This is a genomic window from Pseudomonas paraversuta, assembly GCF_904067025.1.
Taxonomy (GTDB): Bacteria; Pseudomonadota; Gammaproteobacteria; order Pseudomonadales; family Pseudomonadaceae; genus Aquipseudomonas; species Aquipseudomonas paraversuta.
In genome coordinates this window covers 2,062,063-2,078,151 of sequence record NZ_CAJFDA010000001.1, presented here as the reverse complement: position 1 = coordinate 2,078,151, position 16,089 = coordinate 2,062,063, and the positions used below count along the sequence as shown (strand labels likewise).

Annotated in this window: 14 protein-coding genes; 6 read left to right on the top strand and 8 right to left on the bottom strand. The window is 60.7% G+C overall.

Annotation, left to right across the window (positions count from 1 at the left end; all coding sequences use genetic code 11):
- The first annotated feature begins 23 nt into the window (after positions 1 to 23).
- The 6 genes from JQ848_RS09630 to glcF all read left to right on the top strand — a co-directional run bounded on the left by JQ848_RS09630 (position 24) and on the right by glcF (position 7,287).
- Complete coding sequence (locus tag JQ848_RS09630; RefSeq protein WP_202210538.1) at positions 24 to 464, top strand: EamA family transporter; 441 nt, start codon at positions 24 to 26, stop codon at positions 462 to 464.
- Between the two features lie 225 nt (positions 465 to 689).
- A complete protein-coding gene (locus JQ848_RS09625; RefSeq protein WP_003446335.1) occupies positions 690 to 1,229 on the top strand; it encodes a DUF1523 family protein in 540 nt (179 codons plus the stop codon).
- 357 nt (positions 1,230 to 1,586) lie between these two features.
- Positions 1,587 to 2,795, top strand: coding sequence for a sodium/glutamate symporter (gltS, locus tag JQ848_RS09620; RefSeq protein WP_010657222.1), 1,209 nt, complete (start codon positions 1,587 to 1,589; stop codon positions 2,793 to 2,795).
- 707 nt (positions 2,796 to 3,502) lie between these two features.
- Positions 3,503 to 5,002 (top strand): glycolate oxidase subunit GlcD, encoded by a 1,500-nt coding sequence (gene glcD, locus JQ848_RS09615; protein ID WP_202210537.1) that lies wholly within the window; start codon positions 3,503 to 3,505, stop codon positions 5,000 to 5,002.
- Entirely contained in the window at positions 5,002 to 6,066 is a 1,065-nt protein-coding gene (gene glcE / locus JQ848_RS09610; RefSeq protein WP_003446331.1) for a glycolate oxidase subunit GlcE, read from the top strand. Before glcD ends, glcE begins: the two co-directional genes overlap by 1 nt.
- A gap of 3 nt (positions 6,067 to 6,069) precedes the next feature.
- The gene (gene glcF, locus JQ848_RS09605; protein ID WP_003446330.1) at positions 6,070 to 7,287 is read left to right on the top strand and encodes a glycolate oxidase subunit GlcF; all 1,218 of its coding nucleotides are present in this window, start codon (positions 6,070 to 6,072) and stop codon (positions 7,285 to 7,287) included.
- 17 nt (positions 7,288 to 7,304) lie between these two features.
- On the opposite strand, the gene JQ848_RS09600 is transcribed toward glcF, so the two are convergent.
- The 8 genes from JQ848_RS09600 to benA form a co-directional block, all read right to left on the bottom strand.
- Positions 7,305 to 8,279, bottom strand: coding sequence for an AraC family transcriptional regulator (locus JQ848_RS09600; RefSeq protein WP_003446329.1), 975 nt, complete (start codon positions 8,277 to 8,279; stop codon positions 7,305 to 7,307).
- 170 nt (positions 8,280 to 8,449) lie between these two features.
- The gene (locus tag JQ848_RS09595; protein WP_010657219.1) at positions 8,450 to 9,649 is read right to left on the bottom strand and encodes a benzoate/H(+) symporter BenE family transporter; all 1,200 of its coding nucleotides are present in this window, start codon (positions 9,647 to 9,649) and stop codon (positions 8,450 to 8,452) included.
- 74 nt (positions 9,650 to 9,723) lie between these two features.
- Positions 9,724 to 10,662: a catechol 1,2-dioxygenase gene (gene catA, locus JQ848_RS09590; RefSeq protein WP_202210536.1), complete on the bottom strand. Its 939-nt coding sequence runs from the start codon at positions 10,660 to 10,662 to the stop codon at positions 9,724 to 9,726.
- Positions 10,663 to 10,684: 22 nt separating this feature from the next.
- Entirely contained in the window at positions 10,685 to 12,022 is a 1,338-nt protein-coding gene (locus tag JQ848_RS09585) for an MFS transporter (RefSeq protein ID WP_202210535.1), read from the bottom strand.
- Positions 12,023 to 12,082: 60 nt separating this feature from the next.
- A complete protein-coding gene (locus tag JQ848_RS09580; RefSeq protein WP_127197054.1) occupies positions 12,083 to 12,841 on the bottom strand; it encodes a 1,6-dihydroxycyclohexa-2,4-diene-1-carboxylate dehydrogenase in 759 nt (252 codons plus the stop codon).
- A 34-nt stretch (positions 12,842 to 12,875) separates the two neighbouring features.
- Positions 12,876 to 13,889 (bottom strand): benzoate 1,2-dioxygenase electron transfer component BenC, encoded by a 1,014-nt coding sequence (benC, locus tag JQ848_RS09575; RefSeq protein WP_003446309.1) that lies wholly within the window; start codon positions 13,887 to 13,889, stop codon positions 12,876 to 12,878.
- 62 nt (positions 13,890 to 13,951) lie between these two features.
- Positions 13,952 to 14,440, bottom strand: coding sequence for a benzoate 1,2-dioxygenase small subunit (gene benB / locus JQ848_RS09570; protein ID WP_127197055.1), 489 nt, complete (start codon positions 14,438 to 14,440; stop codon positions 13,952 to 13,954).
- Positions 14,437 to 15,801, bottom strand: coding sequence for a benzoate 1,2-dioxygenase large subunit (gene benA, locus JQ848_RS09565; RefSeq protein ID WP_003446307.1), 1,365 nt, complete (start codon positions 15,799 to 15,801; stop codon positions 14,437 to 14,439). Before benA ends, benB begins: the two co-directional genes overlap by 4 nt.
- Positions 15,802 to 16,089: the final 288 nt, after the last annotated feature.

Sequence of the window (16,089 nt, the reverse complement as noted above, 5' to 3'; positions counted from 1 at the left end):
AATTCATCACACAGGCTGACCCTATGGGCTCGTCTTTCTTTTCATCCTGGACCTTCTGGGCATTGCTCTCGGCGGTGTTCGCCGCCATGACCGCCATTTTTGGAAAAGTCGGCATCACCGGGATCAATTCCGACTTCGCCACGTTTATCCGCACCATCGTGGTCCTGGTGAGCCTGGGCTTGATCGTCTATGCCACCGGCCAGTATCAGTCACTGGGCTCAATCTCGACCCGCAGCTATGTGTTTTTGGTGTTGTCCGGCCTGGCCACAGGCGCCTCCTGGCTTTGCTATTACCGCGCCCTGCAACTGGGCCAAGCGTCCCTGGTCGCGCCCGTGGACAAACTCAGCGTGGTGATTGTGGCGGTACTGGGCGTGACCCTGCTGGGCGAAAAGCTCGACCTGCGGCAATGGGCGGGTATCAGCCTGATTACCACCGGCGTGGTATTGCTGGCGTGGCGCCGGTAGCACCCCAAACCGGGCTTGACGGTCTAAACTGATACAAATTATGTAAGAGGCATCTGCGGAACTTGTAGTCCCTGGCCCAGACTGCGATAAGGTTCCGCGCAAATCAGGGCTTGCCCGGCATTCCTGCAGGATCGATCACTGCCTTTGGCGGCATCAGCAAGGTTTATGGCGCTCTACGGTCAATCAACAGCAATCAGGAATCAACACTATGTACAGGGTTATCGCATGAAGTGGCTCAAGAGCATCATTCTGGGCCTGGCCCTGCTCGCCGTGGGCGCAGTGGCGCTGGGACTGTTCTACTTTCTACCGCAACACGACGTGGTGATGGTCACCGGGGTTGAAGTCAAGCGGGTCGATCACAATGGCGTCATCAACGCTGAGAACCCGGCTGACGGTCCGACCCGGGATGTGTATTTCATCAATACCGAAAACCCTGATACCAAGAATGTCATGGTCTATCGCAACGAGGACACTGGCTGGTCGTTCCCCTGGTATTTCAAGTTCGACTCAGCGGACATCCAGGCCAAGGCCCAGGGTTACTCCCGTGATGCCGAGCAGCTGGCACTTATTCGCTATTACGGATGGAGGATCAAGATCCTCTCGGTGTTCCCGAATATCACGGCCATTGAGTCCACCACCAGCCGCACTGAACCCTTCCCCTGGTTCAATACGATATTTCTGGGCGGTTTGACCCTGGTGGTGATTTTTATCGCGGTCTCGCTACGACGTCGCTTCAAGCGCCGCAATCAGGTGCCGGCGCACTGATCCTGCCCGTTCGCCCGCTGCAACTGACAAGTTTCAGGCCCCCTGTGGCGGGGGGCCTGAAAACAGCCAACGGGCCAGCTGATAACAGGCCGTAAACCAACGCCATAGTTAGTTCGGTAACAGCCGCAGGATTATTGATCCGGCATAGCGATCCGCGACTCGCAACATAGAAACATTTTGTTTGACTTAAGTTGCCTCAGAACTACGCTGACTCCTCTACTATCCCGCGCTTCAATTTAACTGGCAGGCCAGTGACGGCTGCCGGTACTTCGAATCAATCAGGGCTGAGGCCACTCAGTCCGCTCTGCAAGCTGGCAAGGGACAGTCTGCTTCTGAACTAATAATAGGAATGCCTCGATGTTTCAGCTTGATTTTTATGGAACGCTGGTGGCTGCCTCTTTGGTGCTGTTGCTGGGACGCGGGCTTGTTTCCCGCGTCGGATTTTTGCGTACCTACAATATTCCTGAACCCGTTGCCGGGGGCCTGGTCGTTGCCTTGCTGCTCCTGACTTTGCGCCTGTTCGACGTTGAAGTGCGGTTTGATACTTCACTGCAGATGCCTTTGATGTTGGCGTTCTTCGCCACGATCGGCCTGAATGCGGACTTCGCCAGTCTTAAAAAAGGCGGACGCGTGGTAAGCGTGTTCCTGCTGGTGGTGACCGGACTTTTAGTGGTCCAGAACGCCATGGGCATCGGTCTGGCCACGGCTTTGGGGCTCGACCCCCTGATGGGCCTGCTGACCGGCTCCGTAACCTTGTCCGGCGGCCACGGTACAGGGGCGGCATGGGGCGCGACATTCACCGAGCAATACGGCCTGGCCTCCGCTTCGGAACTGGCAATGGCCTCTGCAACCTTTGGCCTGGTGCTGGGTGGCCTGATCGGCGGACCCGTCGCCCGTCTGCTGATCAAACGGGTCAAGACCCCCGGCCTTACCCACGAAGAAGTGCAACTGCCAAAAGGCTTCGAGCAACCCAACGAAGAGCGTTCGATCACGCCGTTTTCCTTTATCGAAACCCTGGCGCTGATCTCCGTCAGCCTGCTGGGCGGCAACCTGCTCAACGGCTTGCTGCAGGGCACGGCTTTCGAGCTGCCGACCTTCGTCTGCGTCCTGTTTGTGGGCGTGATCTTGCGCAACGGCCTTTCTGCACTGGGCCTGTATCAAGTGTTCGAGCGTGAAGTCTCGGTCCTGGGCAACGTCAGCCTGTCGCTGTTCCTGGCCATCGCCTTGATGTCGCTCAAACTTTGGGATCTGGCAGCCCTGGCATTGCCTATTTTCATCCTGCTGGTGGCACAGACCCTGGTCATGGCCCTGTACGCCATTTTCGTGACCTTCAGGGTCATGGGCAGTAACTACGATGCTGCAGTTCTGGCGGCAGGCCACTGTGGCTTCGGCCTGGGTGCCACACCGACGGCCATCGCCAACATGCAGGCGGTGACACAGCGCTACGGTCCTTCGCAGATAGCCTTTCTGGTGGTGCCAATGGTGGGGGCGTTCTTCATCGACATCATTAACGTCATCGTGATCAAGCTGTACCTGTTGCTGCCGTTCCTCGGCGCCGGCTCCTGATCCACCGCTACCGGGCCTGCTCTGTCAGTGCCCGGACTGCCCGGCCATAAAGGCACCCGGGGCAGCGCAACAACAAATAAACCTTTTTGCGATCGACAGTTGTTGCGGTCGATCGCAACTTGCAGTCTTCAATACCCTGCCCTTTACATCAACTTGTCGCCCTGACTGAAAGTTGCGCAGGGGTTTTATTAAATACAATAATCCTTCGTCAAAACCATCCCCATAAACAGGTGAAACTCTCAACTTCGAGAGATTGCACCGCCCTTTATAATTAATATCCCGCCGCCTTATATAAGCATCACACTTTAGATTGTTCCCGTTTCATCCCCTGCTACAGGGCAATTCTGTAACGCGGGTGTTTTCTTGCAGGTCATACCCTGACATCAGCCCATTCGAAACCGAGCGCGGACTGAGTGCCTGTAACAGTGCAGCGATCACTGGCGGGCGTCGCGTGACCGGCAGGACCTCGCGGTCATGGCGGCGAGCCCGTCCGGATCCGCCACTGCCCCCTTGCTGAGCGCGCTCCTTGAGACCTGCGGGCGACATCAGCAACCGACTGAATAATATGAGTATTAAATTGGAATTTTAAAAAAACGCTGCATCCGACGCGCAACACATGGACAGCAGGCCACCTGGAGCCAATGATGCAGGCAACTGTTCCCGTGAACAGGCCTCCAATAAAAACAACCAGGGGACCTTGATCGCCGATGAATATTCTCTACGACGAACGCGTTGACGGTTATCTGCCCGCCGTCGATAAAGATTCGCTGTTACAGGCTCTGCAGCAACGCTTGCCCGATCTGGATCTCCTGCACCAGGAAGAAGATCTCAAGCCCTACGAGTGCGACGGTCTGTCGGCCTACCGCACCACGCCGATGCTGGTGGCACTGCCGCGTACCGTTGAGCAGGTACAGGGCCTGCTCGAACTCTGCCATCAGCGCCGGGTGCCGGTGGTCGCACGGGGCGCCGGCACCGGGCTTTCCGGTGGTGCATTACCGCTGGAAAAAGGCGTGTTGCTGGTGATGGCGCGCTTCAACCGCATTCTGCACATTGATCCCGCCGCCCGCAGTGCCCGGGTTCAGCCCGGGGTGCGCAACCTGGCAATCTCCCAGGCGGCCGCCGCTACAGGTTTGTATTACGCGCCGGACCCGTCTTCCCAGATCGCCTGCTCCATCGGCGGCAACGTCGCCGAAAACGCCGGTGGCGTGCATTGCCTGAAGTACGGACTGACCGTACACAACCTGCTCAGGGTCGAGATTCTCACCGTCGAAGGGGAGCACCTGAGCCTGGGTTCTGACGCCCTCGACGCCCCCGGTTTCGACTTGCTGGCGCTATTCACCGGCTCCGAAGGCATGCTCGGGATCATCACTGAGGTCACGGTCAAACTGCTGCCCAGGCCGCAAGTTGCCAAGGTACTGCTGGCAGCTTTCGACTGCGTGGAAAAAGCCGGGCTTGCAGTGGCCCGGATCATTGCCGAGGGCATCATTCCCGCGGGCCTGGAGATGATGGACAACCTGGCGATCCGGGCCGCTGAAGATTTCATTCATGCCGGGTATCCGGTAGACGCCCAGGCCATTCTGCTGTGCGAGCTGGACGGCGTCGAAGCCGATGTACATGACGATTGCGAGCGGGTGCGCAGGGTTCTGCTACTGGCCGGTGCCACCGAGGTGCGTCTGGCCCGCGACGAAGCCGAGCGGGTGCGCTTCTGGGCCGGACGCAAAAATGCGTTTCCGGCAGTGGGCCGGTTATCCCCGGACTACTACTGCATGGACGGCACCATTCCCCGCCGCGCACTGCCCGCCGTGCTCAAGGAGATCGCCACCCTGGCCGGGGAGTACGGGCTGCGGGTCGCCAACGTGTTTCACGCCGGCGACGGCAATATGCACCCGCTGATCCTGTTCGATGCCAATCAGCCCGGCGAGCTGGACCGGGCCGAGGCCCTGGGGGGCAAAATCCTTGAACTGTGCGTCAAGGTCGGCGGCAGCATCACCGGCGAGCACGGGGTCGGCCGTGAAAAAATCAATCAGATGTGTGCCCAGTTCAACAGCGATGAGCTAACCCTGTTCCACGGGGTCAAGGCCGCATTCGACCCGCGGGGCCTGCTCAATCCCGGAAAAAATATCCCGACCCTGCAGCGCTGCGCCGAGTTCGGGGCCATGCATGTGCACATGGGCCAGTTGCCCTTCCCTGAACTGGAGCGTTTTTGATGGATGCCGAACACAGTGTCGATGACAGCCAGGCGTTGCTGGAGCAGGTCAACCGGGCGCTGGCCAATGCCACGCCATTGCTGATCCAGGGCTCCAACAGCAAGGCGTTTCTCGGGCGTGCGGTGGCCGGTGAAGTCCTCGATACCCGCAGCCATCGCGGCATTGTCAGTTACGACCCCACCGAGCTGGTGATCACCGTCCGCGCCGGCACCCCTCTGGCTGAGTTGTCCGCAACCCTGGCCGCAGCCGGGCAGATGCTGCCCTGTGAACCGCCGTCCTTCGGCCCGGGAGCCACAGTCGGCGGCATGGTCGCTACCGGCCTGTCGGGCCCGCGCCGGCCCTGGTCCGGCTCGGTGCGCGACTTCGTCCTCGGCACCCGGGTGATCACCGGTCTGGGCAAACACCTGCGCTTCGGCGGCGAGGTGATGAAGAACGTTGCCGGTTACGATCTGTCGCGCTTGCTGACGGGCAGTTACGGCTGCCTTGGGCTGATCACCGAAGTGTCGTTGAAAGTGCTGCCAAAACCCCGACGCTGCTTCAGTGTTTCGCTGGAGATGGATCGCGCCCGGGCACTGGAAAATCTTGCCCGATGGGGCCAGCAGCCCCTGCCTGTCAGCGCCGCCTGCCATGACGGGCAGCGCCTGCACCTGCGTCTGGAAGGTGGCGAAGGATCGGTGGCGGCTGCCCATGAACGCCTCGGCGGCGAAGCGCTGGACCCCGGTTTCTGGAACGACCTGAATGAACAGCAGTTGGCCTTTTTCGACGTTGGCCCGCCGCTGTGGCGCTTGTCAGTGCCCAACAACAGCGGCGCCCTTGATTTGCCCGGCGCACAACTGGTCGATTGGGCCGGCGCCCAGCTGTGGCTGAAGTCCGACGCCGATGCCGGGGTCATTCGCGCTATTGCCCAAAAGGCCGGCGGCCATGCCACCTGTTACAGCCACGGTCTGATCGACAGCCCCTTTCAACCATTGCCCGCCGCGTTGCTGCGCTATCACCGCCAGCTCAAGGCGCAACTGGACCCGCAAGGGATCTTCAACCCGGGCCGAATGTACGCGGAGTTTTGAACCATGCAGACCCTCCTCAGCGAGCAGGCCGCACTGCTGCCACGGGCAGCAGAGGCCGAAAGCATTCTGCGCAGCTGCGTGCATTGCGGCTTCTGCAACGCCACCTGCCCCACCTATCAATTGCTCGGTGATGAGCTGGATGGCCCGCGCGGGCGCATCTACCTGATCAAACAAGTGCTGGAAGGCCATGCGCCCACGGCCAGGACCCAGCTGCACCTGGATCGCTGTCTGTCGTGCCGCAACTGCGAAACCACCTGCCCGTCCGGAGTGGATTACCACAACCTGCTGGATATCGGCCGCGCGGTGGTCGACGCGGCCGTACCGCGCCCCCTGGGCCAGCGTCTGCTGCGCAAAAGTCTGCTGGGGATGGTGCCAAACCCCGGGCTGTTCAAAGCGGTGATCAATACCGGCGAAGTCTTTCGGGCCCTGTTACCCGAGGTGCTCCAGGCCAAGCTGCCGCGCAGCGTGCGCCCGGCCGGGTTGCGCCCCGCGACCCGGCACCGGCGTCAGGTGCTGATGCTCGAAGGCTGCGTGCAGCCGAGCCTGGCCCCCAATACCAACGCCGCTGCGGCCCGGGTACTGGACCGCCTGCACATCAGCGTTACGCCGATCAGCCAGGCCGGATGCTGCGGTGCCGTGGACTATCACTTGAATGCCCAAGAGGCGGGACTCAATCGTGCCCGACGCAATATCGACGCATGGTGGCCGGGTATCGAAAACGGTGCCGAAGCCATAGTCCAGACGGCCAGCGGCTGCGGCGCCTTCATCAAGGATTACGGGCATTTGCTGCGCCACGATCCGGCCTATGCCGCCAGGGCCGCACAGGTCAGCGCCCTGGCCAGGGATCTGGTGGAGGTGCTGCGTGACGAGCCCCTGGAGCAACTCGGGGTCAAGGCTACAACCTCCATCGCCGTCCATTGCCCCTGCACCTTGCAGCACGGACAAAAACTCGGCGGCGCGGTCGAACAGCTACTGACCGGCCTGGGTTTCAACCTTACGCCGGTCCCGGACAGCCATATGTGTTGCGGCTCGGCGGGTACCTATTCGCTGACCCAGCCCGAACTGTCGCGCCAGCTGCGTGACAACCGGCTCAACGCCCTGGAAAGCGGCCAGCCGCAGCTCATCGTCAGCGCCAACATCGGCTGCCAGAGCCACCTCGACGGCGCCGGGCGCACCCCTGTCCGGCACTGGATCGAACTGCTGGATGACACCCCGGGTTGAGCCGCTCGGGCCCGCCATCAAGCCAGGGCCATTGCCTGCATCCGGCGCTTCAAGGTGTCGGAGGGCAACTCGGCGAACTGCCGGCGATACTGTTCGGCAAATCGCCCCAGGTGGACAAAACCATAATCCAGGGCCAGCTCGGTGACGCTGCGCACGTTGCAGCTGGGATCGGCCAGGCACGCCTGGATCCGTAGCAGTTTCTGCTCACGGATAAAACGTTGCGGCGTGGTGCACATGTGCTTCTCGAACAGGGCGTACAACGAGCGCACGCTCAGTTGCGCCTGATCGGCCAGGCTCTGGACACTGATGTCTTGCTGCAGGTTGCAAGTGATGTAATTCACCAGTCGCTCGAAGGTGCTGCTGGAACAGGCCAGGTGTTCGCGCCGCACGTTATTGCGCATCAGGGTCAACATCTTGCTGGCAACTATATGGGCGTAATGCTCCTGAACCCGGGCCAGCGCAGCACCGTCCTCGGCTTCGGTGCAGATGGTGGCCAGCAAGGGCACAAAGGCTTGCAGTTGATCCAGTGCATAGCGCTGTTGCAGAAAACGGATGCCTTCGCCCGGGTAAAGCCAGCGCTGCTCCTGGCAGATCTGCTCCAGCAGCCTGCTCGGCACTTTCAGGATGAATTTTTCGCAGTCATGGGAATACGTCAGGTCTACCGGATCATCGGGGTTGATCAGCAACAGCTCCCCCGGCACCAGATGGTGTACCCCGTTGGGGCCACGCCACAGGCAGTCACCGCGCAGCAGAACCTGCAGATGGAAGATGTCCTCCAGCGCATCGGATACCACACGCACGCTGGAGCCATAGCTGATCCGGCACAGGTCCAGGCTGGCAAACTTGCGGTGATTCAAGTGCGCCTGGGCAGTGGCTTTGCGCGGCAGGTGAATACAATGGCTGCCGACATGCTGATTCACATAGCCGGATACCGCATGGGGGTCGGCGTTCTTGAACACCTCACTGCGTTCGCTTAGCAGGGGCATATTCATGGCGGTCACTCTTATATTATTTTTATCAATCAGGCGCAGTACAAATGTGACAGTTACAAGCAGGCCTCGGGATTCTCGACCAGGATCCGTCTTAATACCAATACAAATAAGGTTCGGCACGATACCTCAAAGGTATTCGAACAGCCTGCCGGGCTGTACAAGCACCCAGGCTAACCCTCGGTGGATGTTGCGCACACACTGACCGGCCGCCGTTTGAGCATCACCACATGCACCGTCAACCCCAGCAGCAAGCCCCAGAAAGGGGCTGACAAACCCAGAAAAGAAACCCCCGATGCGGTCACCAGAAAGGTGAACAGGCCGGCATCACGGTCCTTGGCATCTGACACGCTGCGTACCAGAGCATCATTGATCGCGCCATACAACGCCAGGCCGGCCAGGCCCGCGATCAACGCCTGGGGAAAGGCTGCAAATACCGACACCACTGTTGCCCCTGCCATGCCCAGTAACAGGTACAACAAACTGCCCGACAGCGCTGCGACGTAGCGCTTGCGGGGATTCTCATGGGCTTCGCGTCCGGTGCACAGGCTGGCAGTCACTGCGGCAAGGTTGAGCCCGTGACAGCCGAAAGGGGCCAGTAATGCACCGACCAGGGCACTGGCAGTGATCAACGGGCTTGCCGGCGTGGTATAGCCGGCGCCGCGCAGGACGGCTATACCGGGCATGAACTGCCCGGTCAGGGCCACCAGCAGCATGGGTAACGCCAGACTCAAAGTGGCAGACAGGCTGAATTCGGGCACTATCCATTGCGGCGTCGCCCACGCGAACACCAGGGCCTCGCCCCGAAACTCGCCACTGATCAGGGCAATGCCCGCCCCCACCACCAGCACAGCCGCCACTGCATAGCGGGGCCACAGCTTGCGAAAACCGATATAGGTCAGAAACATCGCGCCGATCAACAGCGGCGCCTCAGGTGCCGAGCGAAAGGTTTGAATACCGAAGCTGAACAGAATGCCGGCCTGCATCCCGGCAGCAATCGACCCCGGCAGATGGGCCAGCAATTTATCGAACACAGCGCTGTAACCTATTACCCACAGCAACAGGTTCGCCACCAGATAGGCACCCACGGCCTGATTCAGGCCGATCTGGGGCAACGCCGTCACCAGCAGCGCCGAGCCTGGAATCGACCAGGCCACCACCACCGGAACTTTGTACTTGAGGGACAGGAAAGCGCCGAGCACTGCCGAGCCGATGGAAATCGCCCAGACCCACGACGACAACTCAACGGCTGACAGATGCGCCTGCTCAGCAGCATGGAAAATGATAACCAGCGGGCCCGCGTAGGAAATCAATGTTGCGATAAACCCGGCAATCACTGCCGACAATGACAGGTCGCGAAACAGAGTTGGCATAGGTACCTCATGGTCGCCGGGATTTGAGTGCCGGCGCACCCTCACCCGGCCCGGGATAAGCATTCGGCGTGGTCTCAGCTGTCCTGCAACACCCGTGGACGCTGGCTGCGCTGCTCGCCGCACGGACTGGCGGCCGGCTGCAACTGGAAGTCGAACTCAAGCTCTGCATGACGGCCATCCACTCCCCGGTTGCGGGCAGCTGCCTGGTCGTCGACAAACACCACCTGGCCGACCAGGCCGTCGCGGGTGGCGAAAGCAAAGTCATCCCACAGGTACTTGTCCCCTGACAGATTGATCTGGGTGGTCAGGTGCCGGTAGCCCGCAGCCGAGATGAAGTAGTGGATATGCGCCGGGCGCTGGCCGTGGCGTCCGAGCAGGTCCAGACACTCCTGGGTCGGGCCGGCCGGGTTGCAGCCGTAGCCGGACGGCACAATGGAGCGCGCGCGATAGCGGCCCTGGGCATCGGTGACGATGCGTCGGCGCAGGTTGTACTCCGACTGGCTGGAGTCGAAGTACGAATAGGTACCCCGGGTGTTGGCATGCCAGAGATCGACAATCGCCCCCGGGAGCGGATTACCGTCGGTATCGCGCACCACACCCTCGAGAAACAGTACCGTCGCCACCCCATCTTCGCTGCCATCGTCGAGCCTCGCCTCGCCCTGACTGATCGGCGCCCCGGCCACGTACAGCGGTCCTTCGATGGTGCGCGGGGTTCCGCCGACGTATCCGGCACTGGCGTCTTTGGCGTCTTGCAATAGATCGAGAAAATGCTCGACACCAAGACCGGCGACCAGCAGCCCGGCCTCGCTACGGGCACCCAGGCGATTGAGATAATCCACCGCCGCCCAGAACTCGTCATCCGTCACTTCCAGGTCTTCGACGATCCGCGCCACCTCGTTCACCAGGCGCAGCAGCAACTGTTTGGCCCGCGGGCTGCCCTGGTCGTTGCCCCCACCGCTGACCTCCTTGAAAAAGGCCTGGAGCTCGGGGGTCTGGGAAATTTTCACGGTCATTCTGACTACCTCTTTTATTGATTTATATTGCCCGGGCCGGCAACGCAGGGGCACACGTGCGCCGTCTGGCGCTGACAGCAAAGACCGCCATGGCCAGCGCAGCCACCACGCCGGGGATGGCAAAGGCGACAAAGTTCAGGTGCAGCGGCAGGCCCAGGCCCATTAACAGCCCGCCCAGCACCGGCCCGACAATCGCACCGTTACGGCCGATGCCCGAGGCCCAGCCCAGGCCAGTGGAGCGGATGGACAGGCCATAGAGCTGGGCGGCACCGGCGTACAACAGGATTTGCGTGCCGATGGTGGTAGCGCCCGCCACACCTATCAGCAGGTACAGCAGCGGCGTCGGGCTGTTGAAGCCCAGCAGACTGATGGCCGCAGCGGCGATCAGGAAGTAGACGACCATGACTTTCGTCAGGTTCAGCCGATCACCAAGCCAGCCGCCACTGATGGCACCCAGCATGCCCCCCAGGTTCAGTGCCACCAGAAACGACAGGCTCGAGCCCAGGCTGTAACCGGCGCTGGCCATCAACTTCGGTAGCCAGGAACTGAGCGCATAGACCATCAGCAGACAACAGAAAAATGCCACCCAGATCGCCACTGTCCGCACCGCCCGGCCTTCGCGAAAAAGCTCCAGCACCGACGCCGCTGCCTGCTTGCGGTCATCAACCAGCAGCCGGTCACCCGCTGCAATCACAAGGCCTGGCTGCAGGCGCTGCAACAGTGCCCGGGCTTGTTCATCACGCCCTTGGCGCACCAGAAAACCAATGGATTCGGGCATGTAATAAAGAATCAGCGGCAGCAACAGCAACGGTAACGTCGCCAGCAGAAACATCGACTGCCAGCCGAAGGCGGGCAACATGTAAATTCCGGCGCCGGCACAAATCAGGCCGCCCAGGGAGTAGCCGCTGAACATCACGGCCACCAGGGTGCTGCGCATGCGTTTGGGTGCATATTCATTCATCAGCGCAACCACATTCGGCATCAAGCCACCGCAGCCAAGGCCGGCTATAAAGCGCCAGACTGCAAACTCGGTGGGCGTACTGGCAAAGCCATTGATGATGGTCGCGACACTGAACAGGACAAAGCAGATCGCGATGCCTTTCTTGCGCCCGATGCGATCCGCCAGACTGCCGAACACCAGTGCGCCGAACATCATGCCGAACAAGGCATAACTGCCCAGCGCCCCGGCCTGCAGTGGCGTCAGCCCCCACTCCTGCATGATCACCGGCAGTACCACGCCGTAGATGAACAGGTCATAACCATCAAAAATCAGCAGCAGAGCGCACCACAACATGACCATCCAGTGGAATTGGCCAAACCGGGCATTGTCGACAATTGCATGAACATCCAGAGTTCCCATGGCTTTTATTCTCTTGTTGTTATTGGGCGCCTGTGTTTCGGGTACCGCTGTGTATCGGGCTCAGCCCAGGTCGCCACCGCCTACGGGCAAGGTAACGCCGGTGATATAGGACGCGTCATCGGACGCCAGGAACAGGATGGCCCCCACCTGTTCGTCGATCGAACCGTAGCGTTTCATCAAGCTGCTGTCCTTGGTCTGCTCGACGATCTGCGAGTACCACTGTTGCTCTTGCTCGGTGGCGGCAGCACTGTTGCGCGGAATCCGGCGCGGCGGTGCATCTGTGCCACCGGGGGCGGTGGCATTGACCCGCACACCGCGCCCGGCGGTTTCAAAGGCCAGGCAGGCGGTCAGTGCATTCACCCCGCCCTTGGCTGCGCCATAGGGCACACGGTTGACCCCGCGGGTGGCGATCGAGGACACATTGACGATCACACCGCTGCCTTGTTCCAGCATATGCGGCAGCGCGCTGTGACAGCACCAAAGGGTCGGAAACAGCGAGCGCCGCACCTCCGCCTCGATCTCCGCGTGCAGATAATATTCGAAGGGTTTGGCCCAGATAGTGCCGCCTACGTTATTGACCAGAATATCCAGCCTGCCGAAGTGCTCGACGGCCCTGGCCATCACCTGCTGGCAATCTTCATAGCGCTCCAGGTCTGCGGTCAGCGTCAGGGCTTGGGGTGCCAGTTCATGCACCAGTTCGCTGCGGTCAACCGCAACGACCCTGGCCCCTTCCAGCAGCAAGCGTTCCACCACCGCGCGGCCTATGCCTTGCGCCGCGCCGGTGACCAGCGCGACTTTATCCTTGAATCTCATGCTCATGATGATCTCCAGACCCGTTGTCGTAGCCGCGTATTCAAGCAGCGCTGGCGGCGAATTTTTCGTAGTAGAAGTTGGCGGGGGAAATGCCCTGCTCGCGGATGTACTGGCTCACGGCTTCAACCATCGGCGGCGGTCCGCACAGATAAATATCCACATCACCGCCATTCAGATGCTCCGGGGCAATGTGCTGGGTGACATAGCCCTTTTGCGGCCATGCGCTCTGCGGGTTGGCCACGCAGGCACTGAAGGTGAAGTTGGGAATGCTCGCTGCCAGGGCTTGCAAGCGGTCGATTTCCACCAGATCGAAATCGTTGGTCACGCCATAGATCAGGTGCAGTGGATGCTCACTGCCCTTTTGCGCGATGGTCTCGAGCATGGCCGTAAACGGCGCCAGACCGGTACCGCCGGCCAGCAACAGCAAGGGCCGCTTGATCGGGCGCAGGTAAAAGCTGCCCAGGGGGCCGGCCAGGCTCATGTGGTCGCCGACCCTGGCCAGCTCGGTGAGAAAATGGCTCATCAGGCCGCCGGGGACATTGCGAATCAGGAAGCTGACACGCCCGTCTTTCTGCACCGAGCTGAAAGAGTAGGCACGGGTCTGATCACTGCCCGGCACCTGCAGGTTTACGTACTGACCCGGCAAGAATGTCAGGTCAGCCAGCCCGGCCCCCTGAATCGACAACGACAGGGTGCTGTCTGACAGGCGTCGCACTTCTTCGATGGCGCCTTCATAGGAGGACTGGCGGGTTTTGCATACATCCGATGACGTCGGGATGTGCACCACGCAGTCACCCCTGGCGCGCATCTGGCAGGTCAGGACAAAACCTTCAGCGGCCTCGGCGGCGGTCAGGGCATCGTCGATGTATTCCTCACCCAGGTCATATTCACCGGATTCGGCGAAGCATTTGCAGGTACCGCAGGCACCGTCACGGCAGTCCAGGGGAATGTTTATCCCCTGGCGGTACGCTGCGTCAGCCACGGTTTCGCTGGCGCTCGCGTCGATAAAACGGGTCACGCCGTCTTCGAAATTCAGGGCAATCTTGTGGCTCATGGCATACCTCGCATGACTGCACTCCCCCCGCACGCTTGGCGGGCGCTGGAATGCAGCCCGGTTTACAGGTGGTAGATATCGATGACCTGGCGCACATAGTCGTTTTTCAGCACCACTTTCTTGGCCTTGATCAGCGGCTGTTCACCGCGGGTGTCGAGGGTGTAGAAGCTGGTGCCGAAATAACTGTCGACGGTCTTGTAGCGAAAGCTCAGGGTGTGCCAGTTGAAACGCACTACGCACTGGTCCGCGCTGCGCTCGACAATCTCGATATTGCTCAAGTTATGGGAGGTGCGGGTGTCCGGGATGCTGGCACTGGAACGCTCGGTCTTGATCCGGAAAATGCGGTCTTCCAGACCTTCCCTGCTGCCGTACCAGATCAGCGATATTTCGCTTTGCGGGTCCTCGGTCAGCGCGTCATCGTCATCCCAGGACGGCATCCAGAACGTCGCATCGGCGGCGTAGAGTTCCAGCCACTGGTCCCACTGTTTATCGTCCAGATGCCGGGCTTCGCGATACAGGAAATCGCGCACGGTGTCGTATGACAGGCTCATTGGACCTCCCGCGCAGGGATCTTGCCTGCCTGTTCAGCGGCCACGGCCTGCAACATGGTGTCTTGCCAGTACTTGTGCTGTTCCACAAACAACCCTTCGTCTTCGGTGCGCACGCCGCTGAGCAACGGCTGCAAATCAATTTCCAGCGCCGCCTCGTCCGGCCCTTCGACCCAGTGTTCGGCGCCACGGGACATATCGTTCCAGGCGGTGGCACTGCCTTGGTAACCGATCTGGCAGGAACGGAATTCCTCCAGGTCATCGGGGGTGGCCATACCGCTGACGTTGAAGAAGTCTTCGTACTGACGAATGCGCAGGGCCCGGGCTTCTGCACTCTCGCCCACCGGGGCAATGCAGTAGATGGTGATCTCGGTCTGGTTGACCGAGATAGGCCGGGCAATGCGGATCTGCGAGCTGAACTGGTCCATCAGATAGACATTGGGGTACAGGCACAGATTGCGCGAGTTGCCGATCATCCAGTCGGCGCGGGCCTGTCCGAAATCACTGACCAACTGATCACGGCGCTCATATAACGGCCGGTCCTCGGGGTTCGCCCAGCGCGTCCAGAGCAGCATGTGGCCCTTGTCGAACGAGTAGAAGCCGCCACCACTTTTGGCCCAGCCACCGGCACTCATGGTGGGGTTGGCATCACCGCTCTGGCGCTCTTTGCGCTGGTTCTGGGTGGCGGCATAGTTCCAGTGCACCGAACTGACGTGGTAACCGTCGGCACCGTTTTCGGCGGTCAGTTTCCAGTTGCCTTCGTAGATGTAGCTGGAGGAGCCGCGCAGGACTTCCAGGCCATCGGGGGACTGATCGACGATCATGTCGATGATCTTTGCCGACTCCCCCAGGTGTTCGGCCAGGGGCACCACATCGGCATTCAGGCTGCCGAACAGAAAACCCCGGTATGACTCAAAGCGGGCGACTTTGGTCAGGTCGTGGGAGCCCTCGCAGTTGAAGCTGGCGGGATAGCCTGCGTTGCCCGGGTCCTTGACCTTGAGCAGCTTGCCGGAGTTGTTGAACGTCCAGCCGTGGAACGGGCAGGTATAGGACGACTTGTTGCCGCGCTTGTGCCGGCACAGCATCGCCCCGCGGTGGCTGCAGGCATTGAGGAAGGCATTGAGCACCCCGTCTTTGTTGCGCGCGATAAAGACCGGCTGACGACCCATCTGCAGGGTGATGTAGTCGTTGTTCTGCGGGATCTGGCTTTCATGGGCCAGGTACAGCCAGTTGCCTTCAAAAATGTGCTTCATTTCAAGGTCGAACAAGCGAGGGTCGGTGAACATCTCACGCTTGCAGCGGAAGCGGCCTTCATCACGGTTTTCTTCAAGCAAGGAATTGAGATACTCGACGCCTATGGACATGGCCTGAGCCTCCGTTGTTGTTATGGGGTATTGGCAGTGTCCACGACCTGCGCGCCGGGCAATATCCGTTACCTGCAGACCGCTATCCGCTTTGTGCAAAGTGGCACGCCGGCCATCGGCGTCTTGCCTCGCAGGGCCCGGCGCAGCGTTGCCAGGATGCTCCAAGCCCTTGATTTATAAGTACTTAACAACAGATCCCGCGCTTCGAAATGGCGCTGCGGGGCGGGCAAAATGTCACCTAGCGTTCGTTAATCGCACGACATCGCATGCAGCACCGCCCTCTCGGGC

Coding starts and splice junctions, on each gene's coding strand:
- JQ848_RS09630 (WP_202210538.1), top strand. CDS start 24: ATGGGCTCGTCTTTCTTTTCATCCTGGACCTTCTGGGCATTGCTCTCG.
- JQ848_RS09625 (WP_003446335.1), top strand. CDS start 690: ATGAAGTGGCTCAAGAGCATCATTCTGGGCCTGGCCCTGCTCGCCGTG.
- gltS (WP_010657222.1), top strand. CDS start 1,587: ATGTTTCAGCTTGATTTTTATGGAACGCTGGTGGCTGCCTCTTTGGTG.
- glcD (WP_202210537.1), top strand. CDS start 3,503: ATGAATATTCTCTACGACGAACGCGTTGACGGTTATCTGCCCGCCGTC.
- glcE (WP_003446331.1), top strand. CDS start 5,002: ATGGATGCCGAACACAGTGTCGATGACAGCCAGGCGTTGCTGGAGCAG.
- glcF (WP_003446330.1), top strand. CDS start 6,070: ATGCAGACCCTCCTCAGCGAGCAGGCCGCACTGCTGCCACGGGCAGCA.
- JQ848_RS09600 (WP_003446329.1), bottom strand. CDS start 8,279: ATGAATATGCCCCTGCTAAGCGAACGCAGTGAGGTGTTCAAGAACGCC.
- JQ848_RS09595 (WP_010657219.1), bottom strand. CDS start 9,649: ATGCCAACTCTGTTTCGCGACCTGTCATTGTCGGCAGTGATTGCCGGG.
- catA (WP_202210536.1), bottom strand. CDS start 10,662: ATGACCGTGAAAATTTCCCAGACCCCCGAGCTCCAGGCCTTTTTCAAG.
- JQ848_RS09585 (WP_202210535.1), bottom strand. CDS start 12,022: ATGGGAACTCTGGATGTTCATGCAATTGTCGACAATGCCCGGTTTGGC.
- JQ848_RS09580 (WP_127197054.1), bottom strand. CDS start 12,841: ATGAGCATGAGATTCAAGGATAAAGTCGCGCTGGTCACCGGCGCGGCG.
- benC (WP_003446309.1), bottom strand. CDS start 13,889: ATGAGCCACAAGATTGCCCTGAATTTCGAAGACGGCGTGACCCGTTTT.
- benB (WP_127197055.1), bottom strand. CDS start 14,440: ATGAGCCTGTCATACGACACCGTGCGCGATTTCCTGTATCGCGAAGCC.
- benA (WP_003446307.1), bottom strand. CDS start 15,801: ATGTCCATAGGCGTCGAGTATCTCAATTCCTTGCTTGAAGAAAACCGT.